The sequence below is a fragment of the Persicimonas caeni genome, assembly GCF_006517175.1.
GTDB classification, from domain to species: Bacteria; Myxococcota_A; Bradymonadia; order Bradymonadales; family Bradymonadaceae; genus Persicimonas; species Persicimonas caeni.
In genome coordinates this window covers 5,108,758-5,124,681 of record NZ_CP041186.1, presented here as the reverse complement: position 1 = coordinate 5,124,681, position 15,924 = coordinate 5,108,758, and the positions used below count along the sequence as shown (strand labels likewise).

13 protein-coding genes are annotated in these 15,924 nt (G+C 59.0%); 3 read left to right on the top strand and 10 right to left on the bottom strand.

The genetic code is table 11. The features are described 5' to 3' along the window. The first annotated feature begins 95 nt into the window (after positions 1-95). Positions 96-1,046, top strand: a complete 951-nt coding sequence (locus tag FIV42_RS18905; RefSeq protein WP_141199199.1) for a bifunctional riboflavin kinase/FAD synthetase — start codon at positions 96-98, stop codon at positions 1,044-1,046. A gap of 24 nt (positions 1,047-1,070) precedes the next feature. Here the strand turns inward: FIV42_RS18905 and FIV42_RS18900 are convergent, their stop codons facing one another. The 4 genes from FIV42_RS18900 to FIV42_RS18885 form a co-directional block, all read right to left on the bottom strand. Next, positions 1,071-1,712: a polysaccharide biosynthesis/export family protein gene (locus FIV42_RS18900; RefSeq protein WP_168210762.1), complete on the bottom strand. Its 642-nt coding sequence runs from the start codon at positions 1,710-1,712 to the stop codon at positions 1,071-1,073. 1 nt (position 1,713) lies between these two features. Then, entirely contained in the window at positions 1,714-3,057 is a 1,344-nt protein-coding gene (locus FIV42_RS18895; RefSeq protein WP_141199197.1) for an outer membrane beta-barrel protein, read from the bottom strand. 108 nt (positions 3,058-3,165) lie between these two features. Next, on the bottom strand, positions 3,166-3,774 hold the full coding sequence (locus FIV42_RS18890) for a hypothetical protein (RefSeq protein ID WP_141199196.1): 609 nt from the start codon (positions 3,772-3,774) through the stop codon (positions 3,166-3,168). A gap of 175 nt (positions 3,775-3,949) precedes the next feature. After that, complete coding sequence (locus tag FIV42_RS18885; protein ID WP_168210761.1) at positions 3,950-5,119, bottom strand: AgmX/PglI C-terminal domain-containing protein; 1,170 nt, start codon at positions 5,117-5,119, stop codon at positions 3,950-3,952. Between FIV42_RS18885 and FIV42_RS30240 the strand changes: the two genes are divergently transcribed. Next, entirely contained in the window at positions 5,108-5,434 is a 327-nt protein-coding gene (locus FIV42_RS30240; RefSeq protein ID WP_168210760.1) for a hypothetical protein, read from the top strand. The two genes, FIV42_RS18885 and FIV42_RS30240, sit on opposite strands and share 12 nt — an antisense overlap. Before the next feature lie 113 nt (positions 5,435-5,547). On the opposite strand, the gene FIV42_RS18880 is transcribed toward FIV42_RS30240, so the two are convergent. The 4 genes from FIV42_RS18880 to FIV42_RS18865 form a co-directional block, all read right to left on the bottom strand. Beyond that, positions 5,548-6,144 carry an ExbD/TolR family protein gene (locus FIV42_RS18880; RefSeq protein ID WP_141199194.1) on the bottom strand — a complete coding sequence of 199 codons (597 nt, stop codon included), beginning with the start codon at positions 6,142-6,144 and terminating at the stop codon, positions 5,548-5,550. Positions 6,145-6,177: 33 nt separating this feature from the next. Beyond that, positions 6,178-6,846 carry an ExbD/TolR family protein gene (locus tag FIV42_RS18875; protein ID WP_141199193.1) on the bottom strand — a complete coding sequence of 223 codons (669 nt, stop codon included), beginning with the start codon at positions 6,844-6,846 and terminating at the stop codon, positions 6,178-6,180. 136 nt (positions 6,847-6,982) lie between these two features. Then, entirely contained in the window at positions 6,983-7,633 is a 651-nt protein-coding gene (locus FIV42_RS18870; RefSeq protein ID WP_141199192.1) for a MotA/TolQ/ExbB proton channel family protein, read from the bottom strand. Between the two features lie 224 nt (positions 7,634-7,857). After that, positions 7,858-8,043: a hypothetical protein gene (locus FIV42_RS18865; RefSeq protein WP_141199191.1), complete on the bottom strand. Its 186-nt coding sequence runs from the start codon at positions 8,041-8,043 to the stop codon at positions 7,858-7,860. 383 nt (positions 8,044-8,426) lie between these two features. Between FIV42_RS18865 and FIV42_RS18860 the strand changes: the two genes are divergently transcribed. Further along, on the top strand, positions 8,427-10,865 hold the full coding sequence (locus tag FIV42_RS18860; protein ID WP_141199190.1) for an N-6 DNA methylase: 2,439 nt from the start codon (positions 8,427-8,429) through the stop codon (positions 10,863-10,865). On the opposite strand, the gene FIV42_RS18855 is transcribed toward FIV42_RS18860, so the two are convergent. Together FIV42_RS18855 and FIV42_RS18850 are read right to left on the bottom strand one after the other, a co-directional pair. Beyond that, positions 10,859-12,250, bottom strand: a complete 1,392-nt coding sequence (locus FIV42_RS18855; protein ID WP_141199189.1) for a tetratricopeptide repeat protein — start codon at positions 12,248-12,250, stop codon at positions 10,859-10,861. The two genes, FIV42_RS18860 and FIV42_RS18855, sit on opposite strands and share 7 nt — an antisense overlap. Beyond that, positions 12,247-15,897 (bottom strand): tetratricopeptide repeat protein, encoded by a 3,651-nt coding sequence (locus tag FIV42_RS18850; RefSeq protein WP_168210759.1) that lies wholly within the window; start codon positions 15,895-15,897, stop codon positions 12,247-12,249. The genes FIV42_RS18855 and FIV42_RS18850 overlap by 4 nt, the downstream gene beginning before the upstream one ends. Positions 15,898-15,924: the final 27 nt, after the last annotated feature.

The window sequence follows — 15,924 nt, the reverse complement described above, 5'->3', positions numbered from 1 at the left end:
CTGCTTCAACTATCAAGTAAGACGCTATGCGCAGAAACGTAAACAGCCGCGGCGCTTTGCACACCATCATTGGCATGAGCCTCAATCGGTAAGCCATGTATCAGCATACCGTGTACCGCAGTCTCGAAGAAGCATCCGCCGGCCTCAACCACCCCGTGGTAACCATCGGAAACTTCGACGGTGTCCACATTGGGCACCAGGCGATTTTCCAGCGTGTGCGCCAACTCGCCGACGAACGGAGTGTGCCGGCGGTAGCGCTGACTTTCGCTCCGCATCCAGTGCGTTATTTTCGCAAGGATGCGCCCCCCTTCCGCCTGACCACCAACTCCCAGAAAGCCGCCCTTATCGGTCAATACGGCCTCGACGCGACCGTCGCATTAGCTTTCGATGACGAACTTGCAGGGCTAACGCCAGCGGACTTCGTCGAGCAGGTCCTCGTCGATGGCCTCGACGCAACCTACGTGGTCGTCGGGGAAGACTTCGCTTTCGGAAAGGGGCGTGCAGGGACCACTGCTGACCTCGAGCGACTCTGCGAGGAGCGGGGAATCGAGACTGAGATTGCGAAGCACGTGACACTCGATGGCGAGCCGGTCAGCTCGACCCGTGTGCGGCGCGAACTCGCCGCCGCTCATATGGAGGAAATCGTGCGTCTGCTCGGTCGCCCCTACCGCATTCTTGGCGAGGTCGTACGCGGCGAGCAACGTGGGCGCAAGTTGGGTTTTCCCACGGCGAATATCTCTCCGGCAAATCCGCTGCTTCCGCCGCATGGTGTCTACGCGACCACGCTGCACGTCGCCGATCTCCCGGCGCTCCACTCCATCACCAACGTCGGTGTCCGCCCAACCTTCGGGGCCAGTGAGGTGACCGTGGAGTGCTTTGTACTCAGCCACGGAACAGACGAAGTCGACCTCGACCTGTACGGTGAGTCGGTCGAACTCGACTTCTGGAAGTTTGTGCGTGAAGAGAAGAAGTTCGACAGCCCCAAAGATCTGGTCGCCCAGATCCAACGGGACGTCGCTGAGGTCCGCCGCTTCTTCAAGCTGTAGAGTGCTGTCCGGCACCCGCACCGACTAATACGCCGACTCCGGCACGAACACGATATCCCCAGGCAGAAGTTTCAGGTTTTTGCGCCGTCCTTCGACGATCTCCTGCATCGGCACGCGCACCTGCACTTCGACTCCGTTGACGGTGCGTGTCAGCTTCGTGTCGTTGGAGTTGGCCCGCTCGGTGAACCCTTCCGCCAAGGCGAACGCATCTACAATGGTGAGGTTGGTCTTGTAGGGGTAGCTTCCCGGCTTTTTGACTTCGCCGAAGACGAAGATCTTCTTCGAATTGTACTCGAGAATCGAGCACGACACGCTCGGGTTTCGCAGGTACCCGTCTGCCAAGCCTTCCGTAATTCGACGCTCGACCTGTCCACAGGTCAGCCCGTCGACCTTAATACGTCCGATGTGCGGGTAATTAATCGTCCCGTCGGAAGACACGGTATATTCGCCGGACAATTCCTTTTCTTCGTGGACACGAATCTCGAACTTGTCCGTCGGGCCCAAAGAACCGGCGACCGGCGCGTCCTGCTTCTCCTGCTGCTCGACGAGTGCCAAATAGGCAGGGTCCACGCGCTCGTGCGCGCAACCGGCCACAAAAGCAAGGAGGACCAGCACGACGGCCAGTCCTCTCAGCGAGATGATTCGGTGGTATTTGCTACTTGTCACGTCAGTATTGGAACGTCGTACTGAGGGTGATGATGTGTTGGGTGTACTCGCGCACGAAGTTGAGTTGCTCGCCATCGAAGGACGGCACCGTGTAAAAGTCGTCGGTGAAATTCGCACGCAGGTTGTACTCCAAATCGAAGATGAGCCAGTCGTTGAGGTTGGTCTGAACGCCCGCAACCCCGATGAGGAGTTCATCGTTCAAGGAGTTGCCGGTATCCTCTTCGCTCTGGGTGCCGTCGATGTTCTGCGTGTAGTCTCGCAGTTCGAACCGACCACCCAGGCGCATCACGACCAATCGCTCGTACAATCCGGCCTCCAGATTCGCGAAGACCGTATGACCAGAATAGTAGTTACCCAGCGTGGAATTCCGGAAATCTCGAGTATAGCCCAACTCGAGGTTATTCTTCAGGTCCAAGCGTCCGAACGTATAGGCCAATGCCGCCGTTCCGATCACCCCGGAGAAGCTGGGCCCCTCTTCATACATCGACCAGCCGTACCCGGCCAAAGCTCGTACAGCAATCCGTCGAGTGAGCAGGCCCGAGAGCCCCCCCTGAACGCGTAACGGTGTCGACCCGAAGTTCGCCAACACTGGCTCGTCCAAGTCCTCACGCTCACCTTCGTTCGCACTGTCGGAATAGCTGAGGATGCCGTAATCCGCCTCTACAAGCAGAGCGGTCTTCGGAAGAAAGCGCCAGCGGGCGGCCAAATCGAAGCGGTGCTCGTTTCGATCCAGTTGTGAAAGCGTCTCCGTCTCGTAGTAGTGCAACCACCAATGATAGCCGAGATCGACGTCCAAAATGCCCGCGCCCGGCTGGATGCCCACCGTGGCACCGGCTCGGTTCACTATCCAGTTGTAAGTACCGTTGCCCGTGAAATTCGACGGCTCGTTCAGCCGCGTGAAATTCTCGTCTAAGGTCAGGCTGACGTCGCCCTTTGGATTGAACGTGGCGGCAATATCGGCTTTCGCGCTCAGGCCGCTTTGTTCGACAGGGTTGACGACCCCGCCTGACTCGGCGGTGACCTCACCTCCGAAGTACTGCTCCCACTGTAGAGAAGCGTCGAAATCGAGAAGAAAACTGCGCGCGCCCGGATTAGAAATCCTCAGGCTCGGCTCGACGTATCCTAAAGGAGAGTCCACCGTCGGTGACGAGAACTCCTCACCCTCACCGGTTCTGAAGACGTTGGAGTTGTATCCGCCGGAAAGGGTAAGCGCAGGGGTCAACTTCCATCCACCGTCAGAGGACTTCAGTCCGTCGCCTGGCTGGGCGGCTGCAGGTTGCCCCACTGGAAACAGCCCAACAAACAGGGCCGCAGCAGCGAGCCATCGAGGGTGTCGGAAATTCATACGGCAATCCGATTCAGCACAAGCCTTCACAGCTAATTCAAAACATTACGAGGCTATCAATTTGGGGGATTCGTGTGTGCCCCAAACGGTGCAATTTTGCAAGAGTATCTACTGATACGGCGTAAGTTCGGGCAGGTCTTCGGTGAGGATATCCCCCTCATCAGGACCGTCGACTTCTTCTTTGCCGTTATCAGGCCGAACTACTTCGATGTCGCCCTTACCAGCAAATCGACGCTCCTCGCCAGTGCACAGACGCGCCTCCTGAGAAAGACTCTTCACGCGCTGGTTGCCGAGCGAGACAAGCTTGTAGTTGTGCTTGGCCTCGGCGTTGTCCCCTTTTTGCGCTGCGGTCTCGAGATTGACGTATGCCTGTTCGCTTACCTTAACGAACCCCTTCATGGCCGCCTGCTTTTCGTTGATGCAGTTGACCTTCAGGACGTCGCGCTCCTTCTCTTGAACCGTATCCAGCAACTCTCCAGTTCGAGCCAGCGTTTGGCGCATCGTTTTGACTTTCTTCGACGCGCGGCTGAGCATCTCCTGGTTGGAGAGGCTGTCAATGTCCTCGTCGAGCAGCGACAGACTATCTTCGCTGGTCAACTCCGAGAGAGGATCGTCCCCGGCAGAAGCGTTGCCAGCCCCTTGGCCCCAAGCGATCTGGGTGCTCATCACGCATACAAGGAGAGCCGTCAAAATATTTAGGGGGTAACGTTTTTTCATTACTCCTCCCGCAAGTCCAGACGGCTACTAGCCGCAACATTAGAATCAACCGCGCGTCTATCGAAACCGATGTATACGCATCAGCTTGTATACGGTAGTCGATCGTGACGGCCTTTTCAACAAAGTTGGTCACGCTCCCCTGGCCGCACCAGTTACGACGACACGCTCAGGTGATTTATTTAGAACCTTCCAGAACAAATGTCTTGGTGAAGGTCACGTCCCCGCCCTTGGGGCGCGGAAAGCGCCACCGCTTGACAGCTCGTTTCGTGCAGCTCTGCATGCTTCCGCCGATGCCGCTGTCCTTGACCATCACGTTGGTGGCGCGACCGGCGCGACCGACAGTCACAGTAATTACGAGCTTACCACCGGCGTTCGGGTTCTTCTTGAGTTCGCGTTCGAAGCAGCGCTTGATTGCGCCAGCACCACGTCGCACCACGCTCGAAAGCCGGTTGGCGTCGAGCTTGCCGGTGCCGATTTGCTGGCCGCCACCTTTGATGTCGACCTTGGCTTTGACGGTCTCTTCCTTCTTGGTGCCAGTCTTGACACCTTTACCCGCCTCTTTGGCACCGCTGGTTGCGCCCAGGTCGCCGATACCGGCGGCTGAGCCGCTGCCTTCGGCGTCGGAAGAGCCGCTCGTTCGAAGGCCACTCTTCTCGGCACCCAGTTCACCGGCTTTCATGCCTTCCGAGCCTTCGAAGGCCGCCTGCATGGTCGTGTCGCCAGCGCCCTCTGAAAGCGAATTCGCAAGGTTGCCGTCTTCACCGGCCACCGCACCAATCTGATGGAGGATGGTCGACTTACGGACCTTCTCGGCCATGCGCTTTCGACGCTCAGCTTCGGCCTTCGCCCGCTCTTCTGCAGTCTTGGGCTTGTCGTCCTTCTTAGGCTCTTCGCTCTTCTGCTTTTTCGGCTGAGGCTGCGGCTTGGGTTGCTCCTGCTGAGCTTCAGACTCGCCTTCACCCTCGCCCTCTTCGGGTTGTTGCTGCTCTTCGGGGATCTCAGGCTCTTCGGGCTCCGGCTCGGCCATGATTTTGACGAAGCGATCCGGAATCTCGGCATTGGCGGCGTCGAGTTGCTCGGGCCACTCTTGACTCTCGAGCCACACAACAAAACCAACTTGGATCACCGCCGAGATGGCCATGACCGCGGCGAGGAACGGGTTAACGCCCTTAAACCAGCCTCCACGCATCGAAGCCGGCAAAACGGGCTTCGGACGAGGGGGCGGTGGTGTGACAAACTGGAAGAGAATCGTAACTTCGCCCATCTTGAGCTTGCCGCGCGCACGCGAGCTAAGCGTCAGGACATAGCCATTGCCGCTCTTCTTCGCCTTCCCTTGGCTGATCAACTCCTCGAGAGTGCGCACCCCGTCTCCCAGGGAGACACGACCGCTCATCTTCGAGGTGAAAAAGAGTTGATAGCCGCCTTCAGTCGGCTCAAAGAGCTTGAAGGACTTCGGCAGATCCGAGGCCGGGACGACCAGGGTATTCTTTTTGGGATTGAGGTCGTGGCCGATCGTGACCGGCTTGATCGAGCGCATCAGGCGCTCTTCGACAATCTTACCGTTTTGGATAAGACCAATCCGAAGAATTTTTTTACCGGGCTTACTGGACATGAGGATTCCTCAGACTATTCGTCCTCGTCACGCGTGGTGCCGTCGTGATTCGTCGGCACTTCAGAGCGGCAAAAGGGGATTCAAAGAGCACGGTATAACGCGTCTTTGCGTCCCCTTTCACCCGCCACTTCTTCACCATCGTGTGCGTCGGTGCGTCCCACTTACTTGCCCGAGAGGCTCGACCGCGTCCCTTTGATGACTGCAAACTTGAACTTACTCAGTTCCGCTTGGCCTGCCGTATACATCACCTCGGTGACCAAGCGATAAGGCGTGGTCTGGTCGGCAATGATCGTGGCGACCGGCTCGTACTTCTGGTTGAGCAGCTGCTGCTGACGCTTCTTCTTGTTGACGGCCTCGGTCAGGCTGTCGAACAGCGGCTGGATATACAGGCTCGACTCGCCGCCTTTCTTCTGGCTGCGATCGACCGAGCCATCTTTGACGTCGACTGCCTTCTTGTCGTTGACCAAGATGGTGCTGCGACTGATGGTAATCGTCGTCATGTCTTCCGGCGTCAGCTGCGTGGTACTTTTAGGCACCTGCAAGTCCGGGCCGGTCACTTTGATGGGCTGGTCGCCGTAGCTTTTGAGCAGGAAGACGAGCAGAATGACCAGGATGTCCATCAGGGAGTTGATGTTCATCGACCCCCCGCCCTCCTCGTCACGGCCCCCTTTTTGGCGGCGCTCCTTACGAGCGCGCTGGGCCTTGATCCACTCTTCTTCCTCGGCGCTGAACCCCGACATTTCTTGTTGATTCGCCATGAATCTTCTCCGTATGCGCTTTACGAGGCTCGGTTACTGAACGACCGAGAGTACCGGGTCGTTGAAGAGCTCGGCGTAATTGTCGCCGCTCTTCTTGTATTCGGCCTCCCAGAACGCGCTGGTATCGCTGTACGAGTCCTTCTTGAGCTTGTAGCGGGCCACATCCATGACACGCACCAGAACCGAGTAGGGCATGTCCGAGTCAGCCGAGAGGTTGACAATCGTCTCCTCCGGATACTCGTTTTTGATTTTGGCCAACCGGTTGTAAAGCTCGCGAAAGTTGTACGCCGCCATGGCTTCTTCGAGCGCCTTGGTGCCAGCCGGAGCGTTGCCATTCTCGAACGCCTTGCGGGCGCTCTCGAATTTACCGGCAACATCGACGTCCTGATCTTCCAGGCAAATCGTCGGACCCGGGCGAGGGCAACCTTCCATTTCCGGAAGCGTCGCTGCCTTGGCAGCAATCCGGAAACCCTTCGCGCTGATGGCGATCGTCAAATTCAGGGGTTCCTCTTCCTTCTCCGGCTGCTCGTCCGAAGGTGGCCCCACCGAAAGCTTCGGTGCGGTAATGTTGATCACACCGATCTTGATGAAGACAACCGACAGCAAAAGCATCGGAATGAGGATAACGACCATGTTCATGAAGGGAGCGAGGTTCAGCTCGTCTGTCCCGTCCGCTCCTGCATCGCGTCGTTGACGCGCCATGTGATGACCTCCTTGAGACGAACAACCCTTTACACAAGAGCCGTCCTCATGTGTCAGCTCGACTGAGGGCCGCAGGCTGGCCGGCTCGCGCCAGCGAGCCTGCGGCCGTCAGTGGATGCGCCTGACGTATGCGCTCTTACTGTTCGAGCGGGTTGGTACCACCCTTTCCGCGGGTGACCAGAAGGTTCTCGAGCTTGACACTGTACATGTCGATCTCGTCGAGAATCTTCTTGGTCATGCCCGACAGGATAAGGTGAGCGACCAGCGTCGGAATTGCGACGACAAGACCGAAAGCCGTGGTGTTCATCGCGAGAGCGATACCACGCGACAGCATCTGCTGACGGTTTTCGGGAGTTGCCGACTCGAGAGCCTCGAAAGCCTCGATAAGACCAATAATGGTACCCAGAAGTCCGAGCAGCGTGGCGATGTTCGCCAAAACTGCCAGGGCGGGCGTGCGCTTCTGCACCTTGGGGACCACCTCGAGCGTGGCTTCCTCAATGGCGTTCTGGATCTCGACTTCGCCCTTGTTGGCGCGAGTCAGACCGGCCTTGATGACCTTCGGCAGCGCACGCGACGGGGCGGCGTTGCACAGCTTGATGGCGCGATCGATATTGTCGGCCATGACAAGCTTCTGGATCTGGGCCATGAAGGCTTGCGCATTGATGTTGTACTTAAAGAACAAAAAGATGAATCGCTCGATGGTGATACCGATGGCGAAAATGCTAACGGCGAGGATGAGATACATCCAAATACCGCCGCTGCGAAACGCTTCAGCAATTGCGCTCATGTCCTGTTACCTCCGTGGGTAAGTGAGTCTGATTACTCAGGCGCTTCCTTAAAGGAAAGGAAAAAAGCTCCGTTCGTATATCTTGTTGCAGCCCCTGATGTCGGACCATCCCGATTGGCTCCTCCCAATTGATGTGGGATTTGCGGTCCAAAACGAGGAGTCACTTCTATAGCACAACGAATCTAGCCCAGCAATGCGGGGATTCGCTTCATCGACGCGCCGTCTCAAAACGGCTCCTCCTTCACTGTCTCTAGCAGCTCGGGAATGAACGAGGGCTTCTTGTCGAAGGGCTCGTAGTCGAGATTGGCGTGCTGTAGAATGTAGAACGCCTCAGGCTTTTGGATACGACCCTTGATCACGGTCTCTTCGAGATCGATGACGCCCTGTTGTGCAAATGCACTCGAACTCACGAGGAGTCCTGCGGCAAGTGCCAGGGCCGTGAGGGCCAATCGCAGGATGTCTTTGGGTGATCGCATGTCGTGTTGCAGACGGTCAAGCCAGTTGCTACTTCCAACGTCCTCTGGACACGCTCCAAGACACCACCTTGTCTGGCGCCAAACGCCATGTGGATGAGTGTCACTGGGTGTGACCGAGGATTCCGGTATAACTTAGTCTACGAATTCACTCATGTACAGTAACTTCAGTAACCTGTTGAACTTTGCGCGTTCTGCCGAGTTCCTAGCGCCCCTTCGCGGCGGTCTGCTAGGTTGGACAACATCATCGACACATTGTTCCCTCGACTTTAATTCTCGCAGCAAGCCCCTCCATCTTTCAGCGCACTGACACGATCCCCATGGACCAGTTACTGCCGTCAAAGTCAGCGCCGGCCCGTCAGCTTCTTCAGGCAATTCTCGACGCGACCAGCATCATGGACCCCGGGCTTCAGCAGGCGTGGACCGAGCATGTGACGTTTCTGAAGGGGGATCTCGCGGGCCAGCGGGGTTCGACTGCCGAGGCGATGGCGAGGGATCTCGGCGTGCACCTCAACGGGCGCCAACCGACTGCGCAGCTCGTCATGGCTGTCGAGTCTTTTGTCGTCTTCGTCGCGAATCTGGGTGCACTATGTGCGGTCGATCCGGAAGGATGCCGGCGAGTCGAAAGTTTGGCGCAGCTGCCTGACGGAGAGTTCACCGCTCACCTCGATGCGATCGCCTCGGGGACGATCTTTGCCGATCACGGCATCGCATACCCGCCTCACGCGCTCGACTTTGGGTGGTGGCCAAGTATGTTTGAGGGCGATCATCTCGAATACGCACGGGCGTTTCTGAGATCGTTGGACGTCCTGACCCTCCACGATTTCCTAGAGACGCACAAAGATTGCTTTGGCCGGCTCTATCTTGCGATCGCGCCCAAGGCGCTGCTCCATCCAACGGGCGAGCACTACACCCCCTTCTGGTTGGCCGAGGAGCTCGTCGCCGCCTCCCGGTGGACTGCCAATCAGCGCATGATCGATCCTTTCGGCGGAAGTGGCGTGATGCTCCTGGCAGCCCTCGAGCACGCACATCGTGCTGGAGTCGATCGCCTCACGACACTCCAGCAGCTGAGCATGATCGAGCTCAATCCGGCCACCGCTGCGATCGCCAAGGCAAACCTGATCAAGTCGATCAGCGACGATCTCGATCCAGCCGACGGTCCGATCGACCTGCCGGTGCTCTGTGCGGACACCCTCGAGTTTGCGCTGACCCGTTGTAGCCATCATCAACAGGATATGTGGCGCGACAGATGTCGCGGCGAGGCTGACTTCGTATCGAGCGATCAGGGGATGCCCGATCCCGTCGACGTGATCCTGACCAACCCTCCGTGGGTGGGCTGGGAGTATATCTCGCGGCCATATCGAGAGCATCTAGAGCCACTCTGGGCGCACTATTCGCTGTTCGAAAGCACAGGCCGTGAAGCCGCGTTCCTAAAAGAAGATCTATCGACGTTAGCGCTCGCCGTTGCGTTCGACCTCTTTCTAACTGATGGCGGACGCGCCTCGGTGGTGCTGCGTTATGCTTCGATGACGTCGAACGCCGCTTCTGGTGGGCTGAGACGGCTGCACTTGAAGCCATCCGATCGTCCGCTCGAGTTGCGAAAGGTGGCGATCTTCGACGAGCTTCGTGTCTTCGAGCACGCCGTCACGAAGACGGCTGTATGGCATCTGACCAAAGGAACGCCGACATCGTTTCCGGTTCCGGTCGAGCAGTGGGAACTCGACGGCGAGAATAGCAAGCTCTCGGGCGGGTCGACCCTCGCCGAGGTCGAGGAGCGGATCTGCCGTCACGAACTGGCACTTCGTCGGGTCGATGCAAGTGATCCGAAAAGCCGCTGGACGATCGGCGATCCCGATTGCCTCCGCGCATCCAAGAAGCTCGAAGGAGACAACCCATACCGCGCGCGCACAGGTGTTTTCACGGGCGGAGCCAACGCGGTGTATTACCTCGAGCCGCTCGACGCCTCGACCGATCGTCCTGGCGTGTCATGGTTCCGCAACCGCACCGAACGAGCCCGACGCAAAGCCCCACAGACATGCACGATGCTCGAAGAGGCGCTGGTCTACGAGATCATTCGCGGGCGAGATGTGGGCCGATGGCACCTTCGTGGTCACGAGCATCTTCTGTGTCCTCACACCAAAGAGACCAGGATGCGGGCGATCCCACCGCAGACAATGGCTGACACGTATCCCCTCGCGAAGAGCTACTTGGAGGAAATGCGATCGGTACTCGACAAACGCAGGGGATTTTCCGGCTGGGAGAAGGCAGCGCGCGAAGAGGCCTTCTATGCCATTTTGCGCATCGGCGACTATACGTTCGAGCCGTACAAAGTGGCCTGGCGTTACATGGCAGATGATTTCATCGTGTCGGTGATCCCCCCAACGGAGGAGGGACGCCCTCGCCTGCCGAATGATAAGGTGATGTATATTGGCTGCGCAGACGAGGCTGAGGCTTACTACTTGTGCGGAGTTCTCTCGTCGGATCCGGTTCGCTGGAAAGTACTCTCTTCGAGCACGTCCACGCAGATCTCGGCGAGCGTGATCGAGCCTCTGGGGATCCCCCCGTATGATGCGAGCCATCCCGACCACGAAAAAATGGCCGATGCATGTCGCACCGGCCATTACTTTGCCCAATCGGGCGAGATTCAAAAAACGAAGGAGGCCCTCGAGGCGGTCAACGCACAAGCTGCCCGCCTCTTCGGTCTCGACGAGGCGGCGATGGCCGCCTTCGCGGACGCCTGCGCTCCGGCGACCTACTGACCGTCGGCGCTTTCCGAGCCGTCGGAGGACTCCGAACTCTCGTCGCCCGAGTCGTCCTCGGCCTGCATCTGAGCCTGACGCATCATCTCCTGGCGCTGTTTCTCGACTTCGATGGTCTTGCGCGCCTCGGCGATATACTTGCCTGCGGGGTCATCTTTTTCGATTCGTCCACCGGCCGCGTTCTTGTACTTCGTCAGATACTCGATCGACTTGTTGAGCTGGGCGATCTTGTCGATCCCTTCGATGTCGCTGTCCAGGTAGAGCACCCCCAAGTTGAAGAGCGCGTCGCCGTAGTCAGCGTCGATTTCGAGCGCCTTCGTGAAGGCCTTTTCAGCCTTCTTGTACTTCTGCAGGCCCTTGAGGGAGTTGCCCAGGTTTAGATACGCCTCTTTGAAATCGGGATAGTCACCGATGGCGGCCCGAAACTCTTTGACGGCGGCGTTGTAGTCGCCGGCTTCGTGGTAGAGAACGCCCAGGTTGTTGTGCGCCTCGGGGAAATTCACCCGCTTTTGGAGTGCCTGCTCGAGAAGGGAGATCGCATCGGAGAGCTTCTCCTCCTGCGAGCGAATCTTGGCGTACTTGAAATAGATTTCGGCGCGCTCGGGTCGCAACTCGTGGGCGCGATCCAAGATCGCCTCGGCGAGTTCGGCGCGTTCGAGCTGGATGTTGGCCTCGGCCATGGCCAGCATCGATTCGACGTTCTTTTCGTCGCGGCGCAGAATCTGCTTGGCCTTGCGGATCACCTCTTCGTATTTGCCTTCGTGCAAGTCGACCTGCAGGGCGACCGCGCGATGGTCCATATTCTCCGGGCGATCGTTGGTATACTTGCGCGCGAGCTTTTCAGCGTCTCGCGGCTGATCGAGCCGCAGGTACAGGCGTACAAGGTTGAGCAGCGCGGGGGAAAAATCGGGGTTCTTCTGAAGCGCCTGCGAGTAACGCTGGGCGGCTTTGCGGTAGTCGCCCTCGTGCTCGTAGAGAACGCCAAGGTTGAATGCCGCCAAGAAGCCGCCGTTGCGACGATCCGCCAAGCTCTGCAGTTCGCTGACCGCGGCGTCACGATCACCATCTTTGGCGGCCTCGAGCGCGTCCGCGAGGTCCGACTTGAAGTCGCTGTCGATAACGATCTTCTCGCCGGGCTTCCTTTCCGGCGCTTGCTCTTCAGGCTCGTCGGCCTGCGGCAGCGCTTCGGCCTCTTGTTGCGCCTGCTCGTCCGATTGGCCGTCGACTACCTCGGGCGGCACCTCTTTCGAGGCAGACTGCTCGGGCTTTTCGGCGACCTGCTCTTGCGTTTCGTCGGGCTTTTGCTCGGGCGTCGAGCACGCAGCGCCCCCGAGGGCAAGGCAAAGCAACCAGACAATGGCATGTTTACGTTGGGTACGGCTCACGAGTCATCTCCCTGCTCACCGGCAGCTCCGTTGGCTCCCGAAGAATCACTGCCCTCGTCGAGCGCCGAGCCGGAAGGCTCGGTGGTGCTCGCTTCGTAGGCGTCGGCGCTCATGAACGACGTGCCGGTGCGAGCCCGCTTGGCAACCTCGCGACGCTCTTCTTTGTAGAGCGGGTACTTGTCCGGCATGAACTTGTTGAGCTCCTCGAGCGTCTTCTTGGTCCACTCGTTGACCACCTTCTCTTCGCGCGCCTTGGCGATGGTCTGCTCGTAGTACTGGATGGCCTTGTCCTCCAGCGGAATGACCATGTCGTCGAGCTGCATCCGGTAAATATCGAACTCTTCGGTGCCCTCCTCGAAGGGAATCGGCACGTTGTAGAGCGACTCGGCAAAGGCCTGATAGAGGCTGCCGATGCGGAAAGTGCTGGCCAGGGTCCACTCGAGGCTTCCGTAGCTCCAGACTTCCTGGAACTCCTTGGCGACCTCTTTTTGAACCTCGATCTTCTTCTTGAGCAGACGGCCCTGCCGCTTCATGCTTCCTTTGATTTCGATGGCCTTCCAGTCTTGGAAGGACTCTTCGGCCAACAGAAAGCGGGCGTTGGCAGCGTAGTAGGCCGACGCCGGGTCGCCCTCGGGGCTGCGCTTTTTGAACTCTTCGACGATGTCTTCGTACCACTTGGTGGCCTTGCGCTCGTCGCCCGAGTCCTCGTAATGCTCGGCGACCATCATCATCGCTTCGAGGACCTTGGCATTCTTGTCGGCGCTTCCACCGAATTCGCGTCGGTAGGTCGAGATCGCCTTCATCATCTTGCGCGGCTCGCCAGCCTTCTGCCAGCTCTTGAGCGCTCGCCACTGAGCTCCTGCAGAATCTTCGGCGCTCGGATATGCACGCACATACTGTTCGTAGAGCTTGGCGGCCCGCTCGTAGCGCTGCAGGTTCTCGGTGAGGACCGAGGCGCTTCGCAGCGCGTTCTGGCGCTTGTCGGCGATGATGAAGCCCATGTCGGTCAGCTCTTGAGGGTTTTGCCCCTCGTACTTGTCGTAAAAGAGCGTGTACGACTGGACAGCCTTATCGAAGTCGAAGAAGCGCTCCGAGTTGACCGCGACGCGATACAGCGCGTAGCCGGCCAGCGGATTCTGCGGGTAGTCATTGTAGACTCGCTCGTACAGCTTCATCGCCGATTCGTACTTGCCGATATTCTCGTAGGCGACCGCCGCGTTGTTCAGCGCTTTGGGCGCATACTCGTGATCCGGCGCGTTGTTGACCACGCGCTGGTACTCTTTGGCGGCCTTCTCGTACTGCTTGTTGGCGAAGAGTTGCTCGGCCGATTTGAACATCGCGCCCAGCTTGAACTGGCGCACTTCTTCTTTGATGGCCTGCGCCTGCTCGCCTTTGATGACTTCGCTGAGCCTCTCGGCAGCCGCCGCGAGCTTGGTGTAATCCTGCTCCTGGCGGTAGGTCTCCAAGATGAGACTGCCGGCCAAGTACGCCAGCTCGTTTTCCGGATAGTTGTCGACGATCCAGTTAAAGCGCTCGCGAGCAGTGTCGTAGTCTTTGAAGTCGTAGAAGAGCTTGCCGGCTTGGAAGGCGAACTTCAGGTCGAGGTCCGGGTCGCTCTCGTTCTCGAGCCCGAGCACCACGTATCGGTCCATCGCAGTGATATACTTGCCGAGCATCGCCGGCATCGCCTCGGGCTCGATGACACGCTTCTGGTCATTGCCCTCGCCGGCTTGTTGTGCCGACGCGCTGGCCGACTCCTGTTGCTGCGCCGCCTGACGCGCGTCCTCGACGCCGCCTCCCGGCACGGCTTTGGCAGGAATCTCGCCGCGTTGGGCGAGTTCACGCATCTTGAACTCGATCGACTTGATCGCGTTGAACGCCGCCTTCTCCTGGTACTTGTTGTCCGAGATGTCGAGCTCACGCACCACGCGGTACTGCTCGTAGGCCGGCACGTACTGCTCGGAGTAGTACAGACATTCAGCGTAGTAGAAGTTCCACTGGTACAGGTCTTTGTCGTTCGGATAGCGCGCCAGGAAGTCCTCGTAGGCCGAGGCCGCCTTGGCGTACTTCTCGCGAGCGAGCGCCAGCATCTGGGTGTCCTGGCGGACCACCGCCTCGTTCTTGAGCTTCTGCGCCTCTTCGTGGAACCACGTCGCCGACTGGATCAAGTTGTCTTTGACCAGGTTGTCGGCGTGACGCACCGCGTCCTCGTGGCCGACGCGCTCTTGAAACTCGTACCAATCGCTCTCGGGGCCGTAATAGGCCAGCAAGTTGCGGCGCTCGGCGAACGACGCGTCGCGGCGCCCGTCGCGGATCAGCGCGAGGATCAGCTTCTCGTGGAGCTGCGGGTTGTCTCGATGGCGCGGGTACTTCGACAGGGCGTAGTTGATCGTCTCGGCGGCCACCGCGTAGCGGTTGTTCTCGAACATGTAGTCGACGAACTGCACGAGCACTTCGCGCTCGTAGGGCTCGTCGCCGCTCAAGTATTTTTTGACGCGGTCGAGGCCAAAGCCCATATCGACGGCGCCGTCGAGGTCCCAGTCCTCTTCGGCCAAACTGACCGCGATATACTGGACCGCCTCGGCACGCAGCACCGAGCCGGAGCGTCCGGTCTTTTGCTTCTGCTCGTCACTGAACTTGACCAGGCGTTTGAACTCGCCGATGGCCTTCTTGAAGTCGTCCATGCGGTAGTAAGTCCACGCCAGCTTGTAGAGCGCTTTGTCGTAGAACTTACTGTCCGGGTACTGCATCGCCTGCTCGTAGGCGTTCTTCGCCTTGGCGAGCGCTTCGGGTCCTTCAGCGTAGGCGAACCAGTACTCACCGATGCGGATCCACGCCTCCGGCACGAATCGGCTGTCGGGGTAATTTTGGACAAGCTCGGTCAGAAGCTGTCGAGCCTCGTCATCCTGCGCGTCCTGCAGCTTGGTGTACGCCAGCAGGTAGTAGGCTCCGTCGGCCTGCTCGTAGTCGGGCCAATCGGTGATGAGCTGAGTAAACAGGCTCATCGTTTTGGAGTAGTCACGCTCGGGAAGCTTCGGCGGATCGGCGCGCTTTCCCGCCTCGTAGAGGGCGAGTTCCGACTGATAGTTTTCGTCGGCGACGAGGTAGTCGTCGTTGGCTTTCTCGAAATAGAGCTCGGCCAGGCGGAACAGCGCGTCGGGGGTATAACCCGGCGTGTCCGGATACCGGCGCAGATACTCTTCGAACGCGGCGATCGCCTCTTTGCGGCGCTGCCGTTCGACCGCCTCGAGGTTGTCGATCTTGCGGTCGTAGACGCGGTTGATCTTGGCGATGCGCTGGTTGTACTCGGCTTCGACGATGGAGTCGACGGTGCCCTGGTAGTCGCTCATCTCCTCGGAGTAGCGACGGTAGGCCTCTTGGAAATCCTTCTCCGCCTGCGCCAGGCCACCTTCGGCCTCTGCCGATTCGGAGTTCGACGCCTCCGCGTCTTCTTCGCCGTCCGACGCTTCTCCATTGGACGCTTCTTGCTCCGAAGCTTCCTGTTCCGAGGCATCCGAGGATGACGCCTCACTCTGGGACGCCTCTGCGTCCGAAGCCTCGGCCGTCTGAGCCTCCTCAGTCTGCTCGACTGGCTGAGCTGGTTCGCCGCCGGAGTCCTGCGCGGCGGCCGGTGAGGCCAGCCCCACACACAGGCACAAAACGCACCCGGCCAA